Genomic DNA, 17,267 nt, shown 5'->3' with positions numbered 1-17,267 from the left:
TTTTCGTGTCTAGCTGGAGGCGAAATGCTTACAGGTATAAATCACATTACAATAGTAGTATCTAACCTAAACATATCACTGGATTTTTACTGCGGTTTGCTAGGGTTTGATCTTTGGGTAACTTGGGACAAAGGGGCATATTTAACGCTTGGTGACGTATGGCTTTGCTTATCTTTAGGTGAGGTATCTCCAAGCTCAGATTACAGTCATGTAGCGTTCAATATTGCTGCCGAAGACTTTACAACTTTTTCTAAAACATTATTGGAAAACGGGGTTGGCGTATGGCAGCAAAATAGCAGCGAAGGAGACTCGCTCTATATTTATGACCCCGATCATCACAAACTCGAGATCCATAGTGGTAGTTTGCAAAGTCGGTTAAAAAGTTTGCAGCAGCAACCGTATTCAGGCCTCACTTGGTACAAAGCGGTGTGATTCTATTTTCTAGAATGCTTGTATCTATAATTGCGCATTTTACTTCTGGTTACTGAGCTCCATAATAAAACAAAACATGATGGAGCAAAGTAATGGCAATTCAACTAAATGGCAAAGCACATGACATCGGTGGTCTTTCAGTAAACCGCGTACTTCCGCAGCGTGCGAAACGTATGGTAGGTCCTTTTATCTTTTTTGATCAAATGGGCCCAGGTAACTTCAGTGCTGGTGATGGTATTGATGTAAGGCCGCATCCACATATTGGGCTTGCAACTCTCACTTATTTGTTTGAAGGTAACTTGCTCCATCGTGACTCTCTTGGTAATCAACTTGAGATCCATCCAGGGGATGTAAATTGGATGGTAGCAGGGAGCGGCATTGTACACTCGGAGAGAGAATCGTTTGAAACCAAAGCGCAATCACATACTATTCATGGTTTGCAATGCTGGGTGGCGTTACCGGAAGAAAATGCTGAAGTTGAACCCAGTTTCTCACATATAAACCGTTTTGACTTGCCTACTAGGCAACTAGAAGGGGTGATGGCTAGGGTCATTATCGGCAGTGCATATGGCTTGCATTCTCCTGTCCCAACATTTTCACCTATGTTTTATGTTGATGTGATGGCAAAAGCTGGCGGACATATTGAAAGGCCTGATCAGACACAAGAAGTTGGCGTATATGTGATTTACGGCGAAGTGGTGGTGTCGAATAAATCATATAGTGCAGGAGCATTTGTATTACTTGAAGACGACGACGCGCAATTACATTTCAATGAGAATAGCAGAGTGGTATTGCTCGGTGGAGAGGCGTTTAAAAAAGTCCCTTATATTGATTGGAACTTTGTTTCTTTTAGTAAATCCCGTATTGAACAAGCGAAGCAAGATTGGCGTGAGGGCAGGTTCGATATGATCCCCGGTGATAAATTGGAGCATATTCCTTTGCCTTAGGGTGACAAAAGTACACCCTAATAGAAAATGCTCCCTTTTATCTATTAATAGTCGTAACTAATATGCTGGAAGAAGCGTACGTTGACATCTTGCTTTTCAACATTAACAGGAAGTTGCGCAACAAAGCGTTTAATAGCCGTTTCTACGTGATTCATAAAACGACCATAGCCCATGTCTTTTTTGTCTTTGTCATTGGCAACGATCACAAAGCGAATGGTGTCCACTAGGTTTGCTTCGTTAAATAGCGAGTAAATTTGATTGTCACCGGAGCCGGTATCAAAACTCAGCTTTTGTAGCTCTCGGTTAGTATCGGACTTATCGAGTTTGGCGCTTCTGATGATAGGCAGACGGCCATCGGCTACCATTGCTACCATATTGAGCTGTTTATCGGCACAAGAAGACAGAAATGCGTCTTCTAGTGTGCGATAGAATTGTCCGTAATCACTAGGGCGCATTTGGCTTTGGAACTCTGTTTTTATTGCACGTGACACTGGAATGTTAAAGGTCGCGTAGGTCATTTCACTATATTCTTCTGGTAACGTGCAGTTTCTGGCTTGATAACGTGGGTAAAGTGCACGCAACTTATAACCATACGACTCTTTGTCACCTTTCGCTTTAGCAAATAGGTCATAGGTTAAATGTTGGTGGTCTCGCACTCTAAACTGAGGTTCTAGCGGAGAAAAGCCTTCTTTAAGTGCATCTAGCACCTTTTTCACTTTGTTGTGGAAGGTCGCTGCATTGGCGCGTAATTCATTACCCGTGGCTAAAAATAATAAGCGGATTTTACGCGCTTGGTATCCGTCATTGAGATAAGTTTGGTGCGCTTCGTGGAACTTAGGATTATAGAAAAACAAAATCTGCTTTTCTGTTTGCATAGTATAGGCTTCGTCATGGTAACGCACCACCGGCAATTTATCGTTCGCAATTACATGTACATTATGCAGCTCATATTCGTCACACAGTGCGAATAGCTGGCGAGACAAACGCTCGTAACACGCGCTGCTGGAGTCAAAACATGCATAGAATGCATCATCCGGTTTAAACTCAGCAAGAATATAGTGATTGTTCCTAGCCTTAGTTGATATATAAACACGATTCAAATTCATTGAAGCCATTACTTTTGTCCTTTCCTCGGTAACGTGACTTAAGCAGTGTTTGTGGTATAAACACTGAGATGGCGCAACTATAGGATGAAGTTGTGACGGAAATATTGCGCTAGAACAAAATTTGTCACAAAAATCTGATGAACATTTAACCAAATGAATAAATCCTGATACAGCGCAGATAATTGCTGTAAGTTCGGCTGAGTTTTTGTAATAATGCCGAGGTTAACTAAGAGCATAATTCAGAGGAAAGATTTCCTATGGCGGAAACTGAAAATCGCCCATCAAACTTTATTCGCAACATTATTGATGCGGATCTTGCCAGTGGCAAACATGCGTCCACGCACACACGTTTTCCACCTGAGCCAAATGGCTTTTTACACATTGGCCATGCTAAATCAATTTGCTTAAATTTTGGTATTGCCCAAGATTATCAAGGTAAGTGCAACTTACGCTTTGACGATACCAACCCAGAAAAAGAAGACATCAATTACGTTAAGTCGATCCAACAAGACGTACAGTGGCTAGGGTTCGAATGGGATGGCGAAATTTGCTATTCATCAAATTACTTTGACAAGCTCTATAGCTACGCAGTTGAGCTAATCGAAAATGGCAAAGCGTACGTTTGCTTCTTGTCGCCTGAGCAGGCGCGTGAATATCGCGGCACGCTGACTGAGCCTGGCAAAAATAGCCCTTATCGTGACACTTCACCTGAAGAGAACTTAGCCTTATTCGAAAAAATGAGAAATGGCGAGTTTAAAGAAGGGGAATGTGTTCTTCGTGCTAAGATTGACATGGCAAGCTCATTTATGGTGCTTCGCGACCCTATCATCTATCGTGTACGTTTTGCACACCATCATCAAACCGGTGATAAGTGGTGCATCTATCCGATGTATGACTTTACGCACTGTATTTCCGATGCGCTTGAAGGGATCACGCATTCACTTTGTACATTAGAGTTCCAAGATAACCGCCGTTTGTACGACTGGGTGCTAGATAACATCAGCATCGAGTGTCATCCGCAGCAAATCGAGTTTTCTCGTTTAAACCTTGAATACACGGTGATGTCGAAGCGTAAGCTCAATGACTTGGTTGTTAATAACCATGTTGAAGGGTGGGATGACCCGCGCATGCCGACAATTGCAGGGCTTCGTCGTCGTGGTTATACACCAGCTGCAATTCGCGAATTTTGTAAGCGCATTGGCGTAACCAAAATGGACAACATGGTTGAAATGGGCATGCTAGAAGCGTGTATCCGTGACGACTTAAACGAAAATGCACCACGCGCAATGGCGGTACTTGACCCTGTTAAGCTAATCATTGAAAACTTTGATGCAGATAAAGTTGAAATGCTACAAGCGCCTAATCACCCAACATTAGACATGGGTGAGCGTGAGCTACCGTTTACCCGCGAAGTCTACATTGAACAAGAAGATTTCCGCGTAGAAGCGAACAAAAAGTTCAAGCGTTTGGTGCTAGGTAAAGAAGTGCGTCTTCGTAATGCTTATGTGATTAAAGCTGAGCGCATTGAAGAAGACGAAAACGGTAATATTACGACAATCTATTGTAGTTACGACCCTGATACTTTGGGTAAAAACCCAGAAGATGGTCGCAAGGTGAAAGGCGTAATTCACTGGGTATCTGCTTCACATTGTATTGAAGCGCCAGTGCGTCAGTATGACCGCCTATTTACTGTGCCAAACCCAGCGGCTGCTGAAGATTTCACGGAAGTGTTAAACCCAGACTCTTTGGTAACCATTGCAAATGCCAAACTTGAGCCAGCGCTTGCAAACGCTAAACCTGAACAAGGTTATCAGTTTGAGCGTTTAGGTTACTTCTGTCGTGATAACAAGTCAGAAGCGCTAATGTTTAACCAAACTGTTGGTCTACGTGATTCGTGGGCTAAGATAGAACAGCAAGGTTAATACCCAATGAGGTCGGCTAATGCCGACCTTTTTTATTGCTTTTTCTGCGTACAATTATGTCTGAAAAATCCATCCAACACTTCTATATCAACGAACAGCAGTCCATCTACTTACTGTCTCATCATGATGCAAAAAAGCACCGTCAATGGCTGAATATCTGTAAAAAACAATTGAGCCAACTTGGCTATAAACATGTTGAGGTAATTGGCTCCGGTGCATTTGGCTTCGTATTTGCTGGTACAAGTGATATGGGGAAAGACTGGGTGTTTAAATTTTCTCGGATCACACTTGCCCAAAGTGTGCGTGATAGGCTTGAAGATGAAGGCTATATGTTGTCGCAAATTGACAACCCGATGGTGCCAAACTTCTATGCCTTCGAGCGAGTAAAAAAGCAAGGCATTTTAATGATGGAGCGTGCCCCTGGTGAAGACTTAGAAAAGATTTCACTCAAAAAGGGCCGTTTTAAAGCGCATGAGTTGGTGAGCCTCGCGCTAAAACTCAGGAATGTGTTGGTTGATTTGCGTGAGCGTCGCAATGGCATGTCTCCTCAGCCTATCGTTCATGGAGATATTAAGCCATCCAATATCGTTTGGGATGAAGCTTCCGATGGTTTCTCTTTGGTTGATTGGGGAAGCTCTGTCTATGCTCAGGTGGACGTGTATGGCGAGCCTATCGCGAGCAATATCATGGATTTGATGTCATCTGATGTAAGTACGACTAACGCTCGGATGGGAGATGTGTACTTTATTGGCGATGAGCAAATGTCGGGTGCACAATCTTCTCCTCGCTTCGATGAACAAGGCGTTGCATCGACGATTTATGCACTGGCTAGTGCACAATCATGTCGCTTTGGTGCTCAGGTCATTCCTGCTAGCGCTTTGGGGCTGCCAAAAGTATTTGCGCAGGTGCTGGATGGCATGCTTAGCAAAGACAAAGCAACGAGGGATAATGCAGGGGATTACTTTGTTCGTAATATGCCAGCAATGGCAAAAATGTATTTACCGGATTTAACACTGTCAGAGAAAAAATCCCGCATTCCTTTTTGGACTTACGAAACCACAGTTAAGCCTGAAACAGTCGTCTACAGCTCACGCAAGCAGTTTTTGCGTCGTGCTGACGATAAACACAATCTAAGAGACGTAAACGACGCGCAATTAGATAGATACTATAAAGAGTTTTTGTTTGATACCGGCGATACCGAGAAAGCCTTTTTGGCCTCAATCAGCAGACTGGCAAAATACCCGGTCGTTGGTGGTCTCAGTTTTCACTGGAAAGACACGCAAGTATTTGTTGAGTCGAGTCTTATTTTACATGATGAAACATTAAGCCTTGCATTTAAAGACGCGTTGAATGCCACCGTAATGATTGCGCAGGGGATCAAACAAAAAGGCTTGTTTAAATGCTGTTTGTTCGACGCGCGACAAACCATTCAATTGACTCGTGATGGCACCGGTGCGTTCCAATTTGACCATCTGCCAGAACTCGAGTTTAGCGTTAGCGATATTTCGAGCAATGAAATTACACGCCCGCATTCATACTTTGAAGACGGCAAAGATCCAGACGAGCAACTGCAGCTGCCCAGACAGATAATTCAATGCGTGTTCGAGTTAAATCAGATCCATCATACAGGTTGCATCATTTTTGAATCGTTGCAAGATAGGATGAAAATTCATTATTACTACCGGCTACTTGATGCTAACAAAGAGGCGCAATTTAAGGCGCTACTGACTCGGATCATGCAATATGCGGTTAGTATTCAAGATTATGGCGTAGCAGGGTTTATGAAGCTGCCCTATAAAAATACACGTGAGTTTGCTTTATGCGACCGTCAGCCTGACTTTTTCTTTCCCAAAAACCCCAAAACATTTGTTGTTAACACTTAGGTGTTAGTACCACTTCTGGCCAGTCATTAACTACTAGTTCTTTACACTAATTATAGTGAAAGCAGGAGTGGTAAACATGACAACACAATTTCAAATTAACGCGATTGACTACAAACAATTTAAGCATTTATTTTCTTTAAGTGATGAAGAGCTAGCGGCATTACATGCCAAGAAGCTCGTCGTTGACGCTAAACCCGGCTACCCTTGTCGCGTTTCCCTACAAGAAGCCGAGATTGGGGAGGTGGTGTTGTTATTACATTATCAGCACCATACTACTTTATCGCCATATCGCTCTTCTGGGCCTATCTTTGTGAGGGAAAATGCAGTACTGGCAGAGCCTAAAGTAAATGAAGTGCCAGAAATCTTGCAAACCAGATCACTGTCCATCAGGGCCTACGACAGCTTGGGTGTAATGATTGAGGCGCAAATAGTAAAAGGAATGGAAATTAAAGACTGCCTCCATACCATATTTGACGACCATAAAATCGAATATGTGCATATTCACAATGCAAACCCCGGTTGCTTTAATTGCATCGCGAGCAGAGTATAGGAAAAAGAAGGTGGATCTGCCCAGGCTAAAACCAATCTGCTGAGTCTTTCAGAGTGATGGTGTCAAGTTGAGGCTCTTGCTGATTTATGAAATAGTGACTATACCAATTCAAATGGCGATAACCTAGTTGACGAAGGAAAGTGATGAGCAATCAACTTGCTTGCGATAGCAATGCTATTCGTAAGTCTATAGAAGTGCTGTACAAGCAAGAAAGCCGGAAAATTTACGCCACACTGATCCGCCTTCTAGGTGACTTTGAGTTAGCGGAAGAAGCATTGCAAGACGCGTTTAATGTGGCGTTAAAACATTGGCCTACTCAAGGCATGCCAGAAAACCCAGTCCCTTGGTTAATTTCTACTGGTCGCTTTAAAGCGATTGATGCAATACGTAAACAGCAACGTCAAAGAGAAAAGCTAGAAGTTGCTGCTACTGAAGTGGAGGGGGTTTCTGACATCGCAGGCCAAGCTCAAGAACAAAGCGCTAATGCAATTGAAGACGACCAATTGCGGTTAATTTTTACTTGCTGCCATCCGGCTATTGATCCAAAAGTACAAGTTGCGCTTACTCTGCGGGAGGTCTGTGGACTAACAACAGAAGAAATTGCCAGTGCATTTTTGGTGTCTAACACAACAATGGCACAACGAATTGTGCGCGGCAAAGCGAAGATCCGTGATGCCCGTATTCCGTTCGAGCTGCCAGACGACACTGACTTTAACAACCGACTTGATGCGGTGCTGACAGTTATCTATTTGGTCTTTAATGAAGGATATTCAGCAACACAAGGCGAACTTGCAATACGCAGTGAGCTGACTTCGGAGGCCATCCGTTTAACTCGTTTACTTTATTCTCTAACGCCAGATCCAGAAGTGGCGGGGTTACTCGCCCTGATGCTCCTGAATGATGCAAGAAAGGCGGCGCGCACCAATGCCTGTGGCGACATTATTTTACTGGAAGATCAAGACCGAAACCTTTGGAGTAAAGGTATGATTGCAGAAGGTACGCAGTTGGTCGCTGAAATAATGCGCGCCGGTGAATATGGCTTTTACACCATTCAAGCGGCTATCTCTGCGACTCATGCAGTTGCGACAACCGCAGCGGCGACAGATTGGTCACGGATTGTTGAATTATATGCTCAGCTACACCAAGTAAGCCCGTCTCCTGTTATTGAGCTCAACCAAGCGGTTGCAATCGCTATGAAAGACGGCCCAGATGCGGGTATTACCATTATAGAACGGCTATTTGAGCACAAAGAAATGCAAAGGTACCACTTGGCTCATGCGGCTTATGGCGAACTATTATCTCGTGCTGGCAGAACGGCTAGTGCGATTAATGCATTTAAAACGGCTCTCAACTTAACAACGCAATTACCAGAGCAAAGAATTCTCAAACAAAAGCTTCTCAAGCTCGGTGAAAATTAATTAAGAAAATTTTCCTTACTTTGTCGATCTCTAGAGAATGCATTCGACTAGATTGTATAGAGCACTTTATATATTAACACCGCAGGTAACCTTTGGTTATCCAGCTCTATTTAACAACAGGAGAATTGACGATGAAAGTAATGGTGATTGTAAAAGCGAGTGAAGGGTCTGAAGCAGGGGAGTTACCAACCGCGGAATTAATGGCTGCGATGGGAGAATTCAATAATGCATTAGTTGATGCTGGAATAATGACTTCTGGTGATGGTTTAAAGCCGAGTAAAGAGGGAGTTCGCGTTCGTTTTAAAGGCGAAGAGCGCATAGTAACTAAAGGACCTTTTGCAGAGACTAATGAGTTAATTGCAGGTTATTGGGTATGGGAAGTAACATCAATGGAAGAGGCGCTAGAATGGGTTAAGCGCTGTCCTAATCCCATGAATGAGGAATCTGATATTGAAGTTAGACCGTTTTATGAAATGGCTGACTTTGCAGATATCGATCCCAGCGGCGAAATCCTCGAAGACGAAGAACAATTAAGACAAAAGATTGCGATGCAAACTGCACATGTTTGCAATTATTTGTTTTTTGCAGGGCGTACCGAAGAGGCACTTGAATACTATCAACAGCATCTATATGCCAAAGTCGGTCTGCTTATGCGCTTTAACGAAAGTCCAGATCCTATCCCTGATGGTGCGATACCAGAAAACTTTTCAGATAAAGTAATGCACTGTGAGTTTAGTATTGGCGATATGAAGATTTTTGCATCTGACGGCTGTGGTGATGATGCTCCGTTTGCAGGATTTAGCCTGTCTATAACCATTGATTCTGAACAAGAAGCTCACCGGGCATTCAATGCTCTAGCCGATGGTGGCACGGTCAGAATGCCATTACAAGAAACATTTTGGTCCCCCCTTTATGGTCAAGTCGTTGATAAATTTGGTGTTGCGTGGATGGTGATGTTACCTAGTAATACTAATTAACCTGAGCTGCGGATAATTAATGCCTTTCTAGCAGCCAGTTTTAGCGCTAACTGCGTTGAATTCACTTCCAATAGCCAGCTATTGGTGCGTAAATTCGCCTTGTTTTCCCTAAAACTCTCTGGCTAGACAAGGAAAAAACTAAGTTGTGCTTTAGCAACAATGAGTTGGAACATTCCTTATCCAAACCTCAGGTTAATTAACTTTGAGCACGGAATAGCTAAGTGAAAGCGAGCAGCAAAAGACGCTCGCTATTCAGATACTAATTAATAAGGAGCTGGACACACTATGAAATATGTCGCTTTGGTTTATTACGATGAACAAGCAATGGAAAAGCTCTCACAAGATGAATGGGATGCACTTAACCGTGAATGCATCGCGTGCGGGGAATCATTAAAAGAGCGCGAGCAAATGATAGGGGGTAATGCGTTACTCTCAACTCAAAGTGCGACAACACTACGGATACGAGCGGGTAAAGTTGATATTACCGATGGCCCGTTTGCAGAAACTAAGGAGCAGCTTGCGGGATTTTATTTACTCGATGTTAAAGACTTAAATGAGGCCATCCAAGCGGCTAGCAAAATTCCGCCTGCACGCTATGGCAGCATCGAAATTCGGCCTGTTCGCGAGTTGCAAGACGAGAACAATGTCAGCTATGAAGCACAAAGACGAGAATAATAGAGGGGTCAAAGATGAGTTATATTGATGGTTTTGTATGCGCCGTACCCACCAATAAGCGCGAAGAATATCAAACGCACGCCAGTAAAGCGGCAAAAGTGTTTAAAAAATTTGGGGCAGAACGCGTTGTCGAGGCATGGGGGGATGATGTTCCTGATGGAACGCTTACCTCTTTTCCACTGGCTGTAAAGTGTAAGCCCGATGAAACAGTGGTGTTTTCCTGGATCACTTGGCCTTCAAAAGAAGTCCGTGATGCTGGAATGGCAGAAGTATTTAAAGATCCTATTTGCGATCAAGAAGCTAATCCAATGCCGTTTGATGGCAAAAAGCTTATCTATGGTGGCTTTAAGACCATAGTAGAGTGTTAACCTTAGTTATTAAATTGGGCTGAGTTATCAGTCCAATTGACATGGAGCTGATATATGCCGAACTTTACCATTACCACGTTTGATTGGGTGCCTGAGCTGCCAAGAGGGTATGTCAGGGACATTCGCTTGCGCTGGGCGCTAGAAGAGGCGGGCATACCCTATGATATAGAACTTAGCGCTTTCAATGAACGAGAAAATACGCATTATTTACATCAACCATTTGGCCAAGTTCCTTGGCTTAGCCATGAAGATAAGGAAATATTCGAAAGTGGTGCTGGTCTGTTATACATCGCTGAACATAGCGATGAATTAATATCCACAGAGAATAGGTCATCGGTAATACAGTGGTTATTCGCCGCGCTCAACTCTGTAGAAATGGCAACTCTTCCATGGACAATTTTGAAATTTTCTGGAGATACTTTTGAGAGTGATGGCAGCAAAGCGATAGAGCGATTTTTACATAGTCGCTTGAAACACATGAATGAATATCTTCGGGGAAAAACTTGGTTGGCTGAGCAATTTTCTGTTGCAGACATCGCGATGGCTGATGTACTTCGTTTGGTCGATAGGTTTGATGGGCTAAAACAATATAGCTATTGCCGAAAGTATCTAGAGACTTGCGTTTCTAGAGCTGCTTTTAAAAAAGCATACAAAGATCAGCTGGAATTGTACTCTACGATATAGTGACCATATAAATGGAAGGAGGTGTTTATGCAGCAAATTAAAAAAGCCAGCAATTTGCTGGCTTAATGCTTAAATTGGCGAAAAGGTAGGTTAGTTACCATTTTCCTCAGCGTACTTTTTGCACGCTTCTTTATCTTCACACTCACCGTATAGATATAGTGAGTGATTTGTTAGCTTGATGCCATTGCTGTTCGCGATTTCTTCTTGGCGTGTTTCAATAACGTCATCTTCAAATTCGACAACTTTGCCACATTTTAAACATACCAAGTGATCATGGTGCGTGCTGCCAGACAGCTCGAAAACAGATTTACCGCCTTCAAAGTGGTGACGTGTTACAATACCAGCATCATCAAATTGGTTTAGTACGCGATATACCGTAGCTAGGCCAATTTCTTCACCTTTGTCTAATAAGATCTTGTACACATCTTCTGCGCTGATGTGTTGATTATCAGGAGACTGAAGGATCTCTAAAATTTTGATGCGTGGAAGCGTTACTTTTAAACCAGCCTTTTTAAGCTCTAAGTTGTGATCAGTCATTAAATCTGTCTCAATCTGTTAGTTATAATTTGTCTTAGGTCAATATTCACGACGCTATACCTAAGAATAACTTGCTCGGGCAGCAAGTGCAAAGCAAATGGAATTAATCTTCCAACTCGCTTAAGCACATTTCATCATATACTTGTGCGCACCATTGTTTAACACGTTGCTCTGTTAGCTCAGGTTGGCGGTCTTCGTCTATCCCAAGGCCAACAAACTTACCGTCTTCAACCACAGCTTTTGATGCTTCAAAGTCATAACCGTCAGTAGACCAGTGACCAACTACAATCGCACCGCGTTCAGTAACAATGTCATTAACCATGCCCATCGCATCGAGGAAGTATTCAGCATAATCTTCCTGATCGCCACAGCCAAAGATTGCAACTAGCTTGCCTTCAAAATCGACTTCTTCAAGCTCAGGGAAAAAATCATCCCAATCACACTGTGCTTCGCCGTAATACCAAGTTGGAATGCCGAATAGTAGTAAATCGAACTCAGCAATCTCTTCTTTACTGCTTTTAGCAATATCTTTTACGTCTACGAGCTTTTTGCCCAGCTCTTTTTGAATCATTTTAGCAACGTGCTCTGTATTACCAGTATCACTGCCGAAAAAAATACCTACGCTTGCCATTAATTGCTTACCTTCTATCTATTAACCGCTAACTTTTCTTGTAAGATGGTCTCGATGAGTGCACTTCGACTAATGTTTTGCGACTCTGCCATATCACTTAGCGCTTGATACAACTCTGATGAAACCTTAAATTCTACCCTTTTTAGGCCACGAGCACGATCTCTCTTTATTTGATTGCGCTTGTTAACCTTTAACTGCACTTCTCGTGGCAGTGGATTTGTCTTAGGACGTCCGGGACGTTTTTCATTTTCAAATAGGTCGATAGTCGTTCTATCTGTTTCAGCCTTGGCCATTATCCAACACCTGCGCCTTGCCAAAACACTTGGATCAAGCCTTTTGCTATAAATCCAGAGCAACCTAGAAACAACACCAGCCAAACGATATAGCGTCCGAACTTTGGCACGTCACCTTTTTTCAGTACGTCCTGAATCGCCATACCGATGAAAAAGAATATACCAGCTAGCGCAAACCACAGCCCTAGCGTTTCAAATTCATTTATAAATTGACTGACCATCTGAGCTCTACTCAATACTTAAACGGCGGCTACTATAACATAACCTAAATGCATAAATTAAGTTTATAACGGTAAATTCGATTCGTTTTATTGAAGAAAATCAATAATTGAGCGATTTACCGCTTCGGGCTTTTCTGCATGTAACCAGTGACCCGCACCTTGTATTATTTTTGCTCGCGCATTTGGGAAAAAACGAGCGATGGCATCCCTATGCTCAGGTTGGATGTAGTCAGAATTATTCCCTTTAATGAACAAAGTATTGCACAAACAGGAATGAGTTTCATTAATATTTGATGTGATTGTATCGTATTTTTCAGTAATTACATCTAAATTGAAACGCCAAGCAAGTTTGCCTTCTTCATTTTTTGCCAAACTTTTGAGCAAAAACTGACGCACGCCGACGGTTTCAATATACTGCGACATGATAGTATCTGCTTCACTACGACTTGAAACATCACTTTTTTGCACTTCGTTCAGCGCAGCAATTATTGCATCATGTCTTGAGTGATAATCAACAGGTGCAATATCTAATACGACAAGTTTGTTGATGCTTTCTGGGAATAACTGGGCGAATTGCATTGCCACTTTACCACCCATCGAGTGACCAACGAGGTGTATTTTTTCCAGTTTTAACTCATCCATTAGTGCTTTGATGTCATTTGCCATTATTGGATAGGACATTTGCTCATCATGAAAAGAGCGACCGTGGTTTCTCAAATCGACGTTAATCACATTGAAATGTTCAGCAAGTGCTTTTGCCACCACATTTACATTTTCCAAAGAACCAAATAGTCCGTGCATAACAAATACACTAGGTTTGGCTTGGTCGCCAATTTGTTGATAGTTTAACTGCATAAATCCTCCAAATTTGGCGCTAATTGTGACATTGAAGAGTAAAAATGCAAAGCCATAGAGTAATAAGTTAAATTTGGATATACTAAGTGACAATTGAAATGAGTTGCTCCTAATTAGCATAGATGACAGGAAACGCATGAAAAAGATAGAAATAGATGACGAGCTATATCAATACATTGCAAGTAACACACAAAGTATTGGAGAAAGTGCTTCTGAGATTTTACGTCGTTTATTAAAACTTACTTCTGGGACAGAATCTAAACCCGTCGCACAGCAGGAAGAAAAACAAGTACAAGAAATTGCAGCTGAGTCACAAACAAAAACACCAAGCCAACCTGTAAAGCCAGCAGCGAATGTCTTTAATATTCTAAATAAAGAAGAGCTCGCCATGCAAAAAGGTGTAGTCGGGCGCTTTTTGTTTATCTTATCGGCGCTCCATCGTACACATAAATCCGAATTTAATAGTGTGCTTGAAATTAAGGGCCGCGATAGAATTTACTTCGCTACGAGTAAAAATGCACTACTCGAAAGTGGTAGCAGTATGAACCCGAAAAATATCGCAGACAGCGAATATTGGGTGATGACAAATTCAAATACGACTAGAAAGAAAATGATGCTTCATGAAGTAGCTAAGGTGTTAGGTTACACAGATGAAGCTGCCGAGAAAATTAGAGACTACCTATAAGTAAGGAAATCTTATGGCGATCCATCCGCAAGCTGGCAAAAAGGTATCGAAAGAATTATTGGTAAATGTACCTAAGCTGGTTTCATCGTACTATTTAAATGAGCCTGACTTAGAAGCGCATCCAGAGCATTGTGTCGCCTTTGGCACAAGTGGCCACCGAGGTTGCTCACTTAATTTTAAGTTTAATGAGTCGCATATTCTGGCCATCACTCAAGCGATCTGCGATTACCGTAAAAACAACAATATTTACGGTCCGCTTTTTCTTGGTAAAGACACTCATGCGTTGTCGGAAGCCGCTTTTAACTCGGCTATTGAGGTCTTGGTGGCCAACGAAGTGCAAGTTATCACACAACAAAATGATGACTACACACCAACCCCTGTGATCAGCCATGCGATTGTCTCGCACAATTTAACCAATCCGCACGAGCTTGCAGATGGCATTGTGGTGACGCCATCACATAACCCGCCAGAAGATGGCGGGTTCAAATATAACCCCCCAAATGGTGGACCGGCCGATACCGATGTCACCAAATGGATTGAAGATAGAGCTAATCAGCTACTACTCGAAGATTTGGTTGAAGTTGAATTATTCCCGTTCGCGAAAGCGAGAAGATCTGGATTTATCAAGTATGAAGATCTGCTCACACCATACGTTCAAGACTTGGGTAATATAATTGATATGGAAGCTATTGCTCGAGCTGGAGTTAATATTGGTGTGGATCCTCTTGGTGGTTCAGGTGTTAATTTCTGGCCTGTGATCGCCAAACACTACGACTTAAAGTTAACGGTTGTAAATGACGTCGTCGACCCAAGTTTTGCCTTTATGCCACTTGATAAAGACGGCAAGGTGCGCATGGACTGTTCATCACCTTATGCAATGGCTAATTTGATAGCACTGAAAGATGACTACGATATCGGTATTGGTAATGACCCAGACTTCGACAGACATGGCATTGTCACACCTGATGGCCTGATGAATCCTAATCACTTTTTAGCGGTTGCAATTGACTACCTCATTAAACACCGAGGCTGGAAGAGCTCAGTAAAAATCGGTAAAACATTGGTATCTAGTGCCATGATTGACAAAGTGTGTGGTGCAAACGGCCGAGAAGTTTACGAAGTGCCAGTTGGCTTTAAATGGTTTGTAGACGGGTTAGCAGCTGGAGAGCTCGCATTTGGCGGTGAAGAGAGTGCTGGTGCTGCGTTTTTAAGAAAAGACGGCACAACATGGTGTACAGACAAAGACGGTTTTATTATGGGGTTACTTGCCGCTGAGATCCTAGCTGTTACAGGTAAATCGCCATCTCAGCAGTATCACGCTTTTGAACAAGCATTTGGCGCGCCTGTATACAAGCGTATCGATGCACCCGCAAATACCGAGCAAAAAGCAAAGCTTAAGGCATTAAGCGCGGACAATATTAAGGCGGACAGCCTAGCAGGTGATAAAATTACTCAGATATTAACCAATGCCCCTGGTAACGGCGCGGCTATTGGTGGCCTTAAAGTCGTTACCGAAAACGGTTGGTTTGCGGCGCGTCCATCGGGCACTGAAGATATCTACAAAATTTATCTTGAATCATTTAAAGGTGAAGCGCATTTAGCTGAACTTGAACATGAGGCAAAGACATTGGTTGACTCAGTGATTAGTTAACAAAAAGCTTCTACAAGCCATACTCCTCGTATGGCTTTTTTGTATCCCAATGCGGATTATTCAACAACATCAATTTGGAATTATGACGTACTTAGCAGAATTAAAACAAAGCGGTGACTTTCTTACTATCACAAGAAATAACGAATTTACACTTGAACCCGTAAACTTCACTTTAGATAACGGTACCTTGGTGGAAGTCCATGATACCGGTGTGATCCAGTTTACGCCTGCAGGTGAAACAACGAAAGATATTGTGCTATCGAGCGCTGTGCACGGCAATGAAACCGCGCCAATTGAGATATGTGATGAGCTTATCCAACATATTATTACTGGCAGATTGACATTGGCTCAGCGGGTGTTGTTTATTTTTGGCAACCCGAAATCCATTAATATTGGCCAGCGTTTTGTCGATGAAAATCTAAACCGCCTATTTAACGGTGCACATAATCAAGAAACAGATAATCCCGAAAAGGTCCGAGCACAAAAATTAGAGGGTTACGTTAGGCGCTTTTTTGAACAGGGTGGTAACGAGCGCTATCGTTGTCACTATGACCTTCATACTGCTATTCGGGGGTCTAAAAACGAGAAGTTTGCAGTCTATCCATTTTTACATGGTGAGCCGTGGAAGAAATCACAGCTGCAGTTTTTATTGTCATGCGGTGTCAATACCGTATTAATGATGCGCTCGGCGGCGACAACATTTAGTTATTTTTCTTCTTACCAGTTTGGGGCCGATGCTTTCACTATTGAACTTGGGCAGGTGAAGCCATTTGGTGAGAATAACATGGCGAGCTTTGCAAAAACCAAGGAAACTTTAAAAGCATTAATTAGCCAAGAAAAGGTAGAATATAAAGAATTTAATGCAGATGAGTTCGAGCTATTTACCGTTCATCGTACTATCAATCGTACTCAAGCCGAATTTTCTTTTCCATTCCCTGATTCTGCAGAGAATTTTACAGGCTTTTCTAAAGGTGAATTACTTGCGAAAGACGGAGATAAGCAGTATTTCGCTGAGGTTGAGGGCGAAGCTATTATCTTCCCAAATGCCAATGTTGCTTTGGGGCAACGTGCATTACTAACCGTTGTACCGTTAGAGGTTGATGAAAACTTCATATAAATCATAGATGTAAAATTCTACTTTCCTTCGTATCAAAATCTTTCCAAAAACATTGATGCATTTTCACGGTTATTCATCTAGGATTAGTTGAATAACCGTTTACGTTAACGTAAAGTTGAAACGCTTTAATTTAATTTACTTACTTAAATCGCAAATATTATTCAGTCTTTGATAAGTTGTTAGACCAGTTATTCATACTAACCACAAATGTGATCAAGACCAATTAACACAATCATAAATGCGAGGTGAGTTAAGACTCTTTTCGTCTTACGCAATCTGAAGCCAGATCTCGTATGAGAAAGTCGGGTTTGAACT

Annotated in this window: 19 protein-coding genes; 13 read left to right on the top strand and 6 right to left on the bottom strand. The window is 42.4% G+C overall.

All coding sequences use genetic code 11. The annotated features are described in order from the left end of the window. Window positions 1-24 precede the first annotated feature (24 nt). Both fos and MHN30_RS09765 read left to right on the top strand, forming a co-directional pair. Window positions 25-432 carry a fosfomycin resistance glutathione transferase gene (gene fos, locus MHN30_RS09770; protein ID WP_130164116.1) on the top strand — a complete coding sequence of 136 codons (408 nt, stop codon included), beginning with the start codon at window positions 25-27 and terminating at the stop codon, window positions 430-432. Between the two features lie 92 nt (window positions 433-524). After that, window positions 525-1,379 carry a pirin family protein gene (locus MHN30_RS09765; protein WP_069020682.1) on the top strand — a complete coding sequence of 285 codons (855 nt, stop codon included), beginning with the start codon at window positions 525-527 and terminating at the stop codon, window positions 1,377-1,379. 44 nt (window positions 1,380-1,423) lie between these two features. Here MHN30_RS09765 and MHN30_RS09760 read toward each other — a convergent pair whose 3' ends face one another. Further along, a complete protein-coding gene (locus tag MHN30_RS09760) occupies window positions 1,424-2,494 on the bottom strand; it encodes a DUF3083 family protein (protein ID WP_045990056.1) in 1,071 nt (356 codons plus the stop codon). A gap of 248 nt (window positions 2,495-2,742) precedes the next feature. Between MHN30_RS09760 and glnS the strand changes: the two genes are divergently transcribed. The 8 genes from glnS (at window position 2,743) to MHN30_RS09720 (ending at window position 10,962) form a co-directional block, all read left to right on the top strand. Beyond that, window positions 2,743-4,407, top strand: a complete 1,665-nt coding sequence (gene glnS / locus MHN30_RS09755) for a glutamine--tRNA ligase (RefSeq protein ID WP_130164115.1) — start codon at window positions 2,743-2,745, stop codon at window positions 4,405-4,407. A 56-nt stretch (window positions 4,408-4,463) separates the two neighbouring features. Next, window positions 4,464-6,290 (top strand): serine/threonine protein kinase, encoded by a 1,827-nt coding sequence (locus MHN30_RS09750; protein WP_239359388.1) that lies wholly within the window; start codon window positions 4,464-4,466, stop codon window positions 6,288-6,290. Window positions 6,291-6,366: 76 nt separating this feature from the next. Further along, the gene (locus tag MHN30_RS09745) at window positions 6,367-6,840 is read left to right on the top strand and encodes a DUF1203 domain-containing protein (protein ID WP_130126367.1); all 474 of its coding nucleotides are present in this window, start codon (window positions 6,367-6,369) and stop codon (window positions 6,838-6,840) included. A gap of 143 nt (window positions 6,841-6,983) precedes the next feature. Further along, window positions 6,984-8,258, top strand: a complete 1,275-nt coding sequence (locus tag MHN30_RS09740) for an RNA polymerase sigma factor (RefSeq protein WP_239359387.1) — start codon at window positions 6,984-6,986, stop codon at window positions 8,256-8,258. Window positions 8,259-8,389: 131 nt separating this feature from the next. After that, window positions 8,390-9,235 (top strand): YciI family protein, encoded by an 846-nt coding sequence (locus MHN30_RS09735; RefSeq protein WP_239359386.1) that lies wholly within the window; start codon window positions 8,390-8,392, stop codon window positions 9,233-9,235. 285 nt (window positions 9,236-9,520) lie between these two features. Continuing rightward, entirely contained in the window at window positions 9,521-9,910 is a 390-nt protein-coding gene (locus tag MHN30_RS09730; RefSeq protein WP_045988513.1) for a YciI family protein, read from the top strand. 14 nt (window positions 9,911-9,924) lie between these two features. Beyond that, window positions 9,925-10,278: a DUF1428 domain-containing protein gene (locus tag MHN30_RS09725; protein WP_239359384.1), complete on the top strand. Its 354-nt coding sequence runs from the start codon at window positions 9,925-9,927 to the stop codon at window positions 10,276-10,278. A gap of 54 nt (window positions 10,279-10,332) precedes the next feature. Next, entirely contained in the window at window positions 10,333-10,962 is a 630-nt protein-coding gene (locus MHN30_RS09720) for a glutathione S-transferase family protein (protein ID WP_222240485.1), read from the top strand. 90 nt (window positions 10,963-11,052) lie between these two features. Here MHN30_RS09720 and fur read toward each other — a convergent pair whose 3' ends face one another. From fur to MHN30_RS09695, 5 genes are all read right to left on the bottom strand, one after another. Then, on the bottom strand, window positions 11,053-11,499 hold the full coding sequence (fur, locus tag MHN30_RS09715) for a ferric iron uptake transcriptional regulator (protein ID WP_010372691.1): 447 nt from the start codon (window positions 11,497-11,499) through the stop codon (window positions 11,053-11,055). Window positions 11,500-11,602: 103 nt separating this feature from the next. After that, window positions 11,603-12,130, bottom strand: coding sequence for a flavodoxin FldA (gene fldA, locus MHN30_RS09710; protein ID WP_010604714.1), 528 nt, complete (start codon window positions 12,128-12,130; stop codon window positions 11,603-11,605). 14 nt (window positions 12,131-12,144) lie between these two features. Beyond that, the gene (gene ybfE, locus MHN30_RS09705; RefSeq protein ID WP_010372698.1) at window positions 12,145-12,423 is read right to left on the bottom strand and encodes a LexA regulated protein; all 279 of its coding nucleotides are present in this window, start codon (window positions 12,421-12,423) and stop codon (window positions 12,145-12,147) included. After that, window positions 12,423-12,644 carry a DUF2788 domain-containing protein gene (locus MHN30_RS09700; protein WP_010372701.1) on the bottom strand — a complete coding sequence of 74 codons (222 nt, stop codon included), beginning with the start codon at window positions 12,642-12,644 and terminating at the stop codon, window positions 12,423-12,425. The genes ybfE and MHN30_RS09700 overlap by 1 nt, the downstream gene beginning before the upstream one ends. 87 nt (window positions 12,645-12,731) lie before the next feature. Then, window positions 12,732-13,499: an alpha/beta fold hydrolase gene (locus MHN30_RS09695; RefSeq protein ID WP_239359383.1), complete on the bottom strand. Its 768-nt coding sequence runs from the start codon at window positions 13,497-13,499 to the stop codon at window positions 12,732-12,734. 136 nt (window positions 13,500-13,635) lie between these two features. Here MHN30_RS09695 and seqA point away from each other — a divergent pair, with 136 nt between their 5' ends. From seqA to astE, 3 genes are all read left to right on the top strand, one after another. Further along, window positions 13,636-14,184 (top strand): replication initiation negative regulator SeqA, encoded by a 549-nt coding sequence (gene seqA, locus MHN30_RS09690; protein ID WP_222240481.1) that lies wholly within the window; start codon window positions 13,636-13,638, stop codon window positions 14,182-14,184. Window positions 14,185-14,197: 13 nt separating this feature from the next. Continuing rightward, window positions 14,198-15,835, top strand: a complete 1,638-nt coding sequence (gene pgm, locus MHN30_RS09685) for a phosphoglucomutase (alpha-D-glucose-1,6-bisphosphate-dependent) (RefSeq protein WP_239359382.1) — start codon at window positions 14,198-14,200, stop codon at window positions 15,833-15,835. Between the two features lie 82 nt (window positions 15,836-15,917). Continuing rightward, complete coding sequence (gene astE, locus MHN30_RS09680; protein ID WP_239359378.1) at window positions 15,918-16,952, top strand: succinylglutamate desuccinylase; 1,035 nt, start codon at window positions 15,918-15,920, stop codon at window positions 16,950-16,952. The last annotated feature ends 315 nt before the right edge of the window (window positions 16,953-17,267 follow it).

The organism is Pseudoalteromonas sp. OF7H-1, from assembly GCF_022347825.1.
GTDB classification, from domain to species: Bacteria; Pseudomonadota; Gammaproteobacteria; order Enterobacterales; family Alteromonadaceae; genus Pseudoalteromonas; species Pseudoalteromonas maricaloris.
This window is presented reverse-complemented; position numbering and strand designations above follow the sequence as displayed.

Excerpts from the sequence above, each read along its gene's own strand:
- MHN30_RS09760 (WP_045990056.1), bottom strand. The coding sequence starts at position 2,494 with ATGGCTTCAATGAATTTGAATCGTGTTTATATATCAACTAAGGCTAGG.
- MHN30_RS09740 (WP_239359387.1), top strand. The coding sequence starts at position 6,984 with ATGAGCAATCAACTTGCTTGCGATAGCAATGCTATTCGTAAGTCTATA.
- fos (WP_130164116.1), top strand. The coding sequence starts at position 25 with ATGCTTACAGGTATAAATCACATTACAATAGTAGTATCTAACCTAAAC.
- MHN30_RS09730 (WP_045988513.1), top strand. The coding sequence starts at position 9,521 with ATGAAATATGTCGCTTTGGTTTATTACGATGAACAAGCAATGGAAAAG.
- MHN30_RS09750 (WP_239359388.1), top strand. The coding sequence starts at position 4,464 with ATGTCTGAAAAATCCATCCAACACTTCTATATCAACGAACAGCAGTCC.
- astE (WP_239359378.1), top strand. The coding sequence starts at position 15,918 with ATGACGTACTTAGCAGAATTAAAACAAAGCGGTGACTTTCTTACTATC.
- MHN30_RS09725 (WP_239359384.1), top strand. The coding sequence starts at position 9,925 with ATGAGTTATATTGATGGTTTTGTATGCGCCGTACCCACCAATAAGCGC.
- fldA (WP_010604714.1), bottom strand. The coding sequence starts at position 12,130 with ATGGCAAGCGTAGGTATTTTTTTCGGCAGTGATACTGGTAATACAGAG.
- MHN30_RS09720 (WP_222240485.1), top strand. The coding sequence starts at position 10,333 with ATGCCGAACTTTACCATTACCACGTTTGATTGGGTGCCTGAGCTGCCA.
- MHN30_RS09765 (WP_069020682.1), top strand. The coding sequence starts at position 525 with ATGGCAATTCAACTAAATGGCAAAGCACATGACATCGGTGGTCTTTCA.
- MHN30_RS09695 (WP_239359383.1), bottom strand. The coding sequence starts at position 13,499 with ATGCAGTTAAACTATCAACAAATTGGCGACCAAGCCAAACCTAGTGTA.
- ybfE (WP_010372698.1), bottom strand. The coding sequence starts at position 12,423 with ATGGCCAAGGCTGAAACAGATAGAACGACTATCGACCTATTTGAAAAT.
- MHN30_RS09735 (WP_239359386.1), top strand. The coding sequence starts at position 8,390 with ATGAAAGTAATGGTGATTGTAAAAGCGAGTGAAGGGTCTGAAGCAGGG.
- pgm (WP_239359382.1), top strand. The coding sequence starts at position 14,198 with ATGGCGATCCATCCGCAAGCTGGCAAAAAGGTATCGAAAGAATTATTG.
- MHN30_RS09700 (WP_010372701.1), bottom strand. The coding sequence starts at position 12,644 with ATGGTCAGTCAATTTATAAATGAATTTGAAACGCTAGGGCTGTGGTTT.
- seqA (WP_222240481.1), top strand. The coding sequence starts at position 13,636 with ATGAAAAAGATAGAAATAGATGACGAGCTATATCAATACATTGCAAGT.
- glnS (WP_130164115.1), top strand. The coding sequence starts at position 2,743 with ATGGCGGAAACTGAAAATCGCCCATCAAACTTTATTCGCAACATTATT.
- fur (WP_010372691.1), bottom strand. The coding sequence starts at position 11,499 with ATGACTGATCACAACTTAGAGCTTAAAAAGGCTGGTTTAAAAGTAACG.
- MHN30_RS09745 (WP_130126367.1), top strand. The coding sequence starts at position 6,367 with ATGACAACACAATTTCAAATTAACGCGATTGACTACAAACAATTTAAG.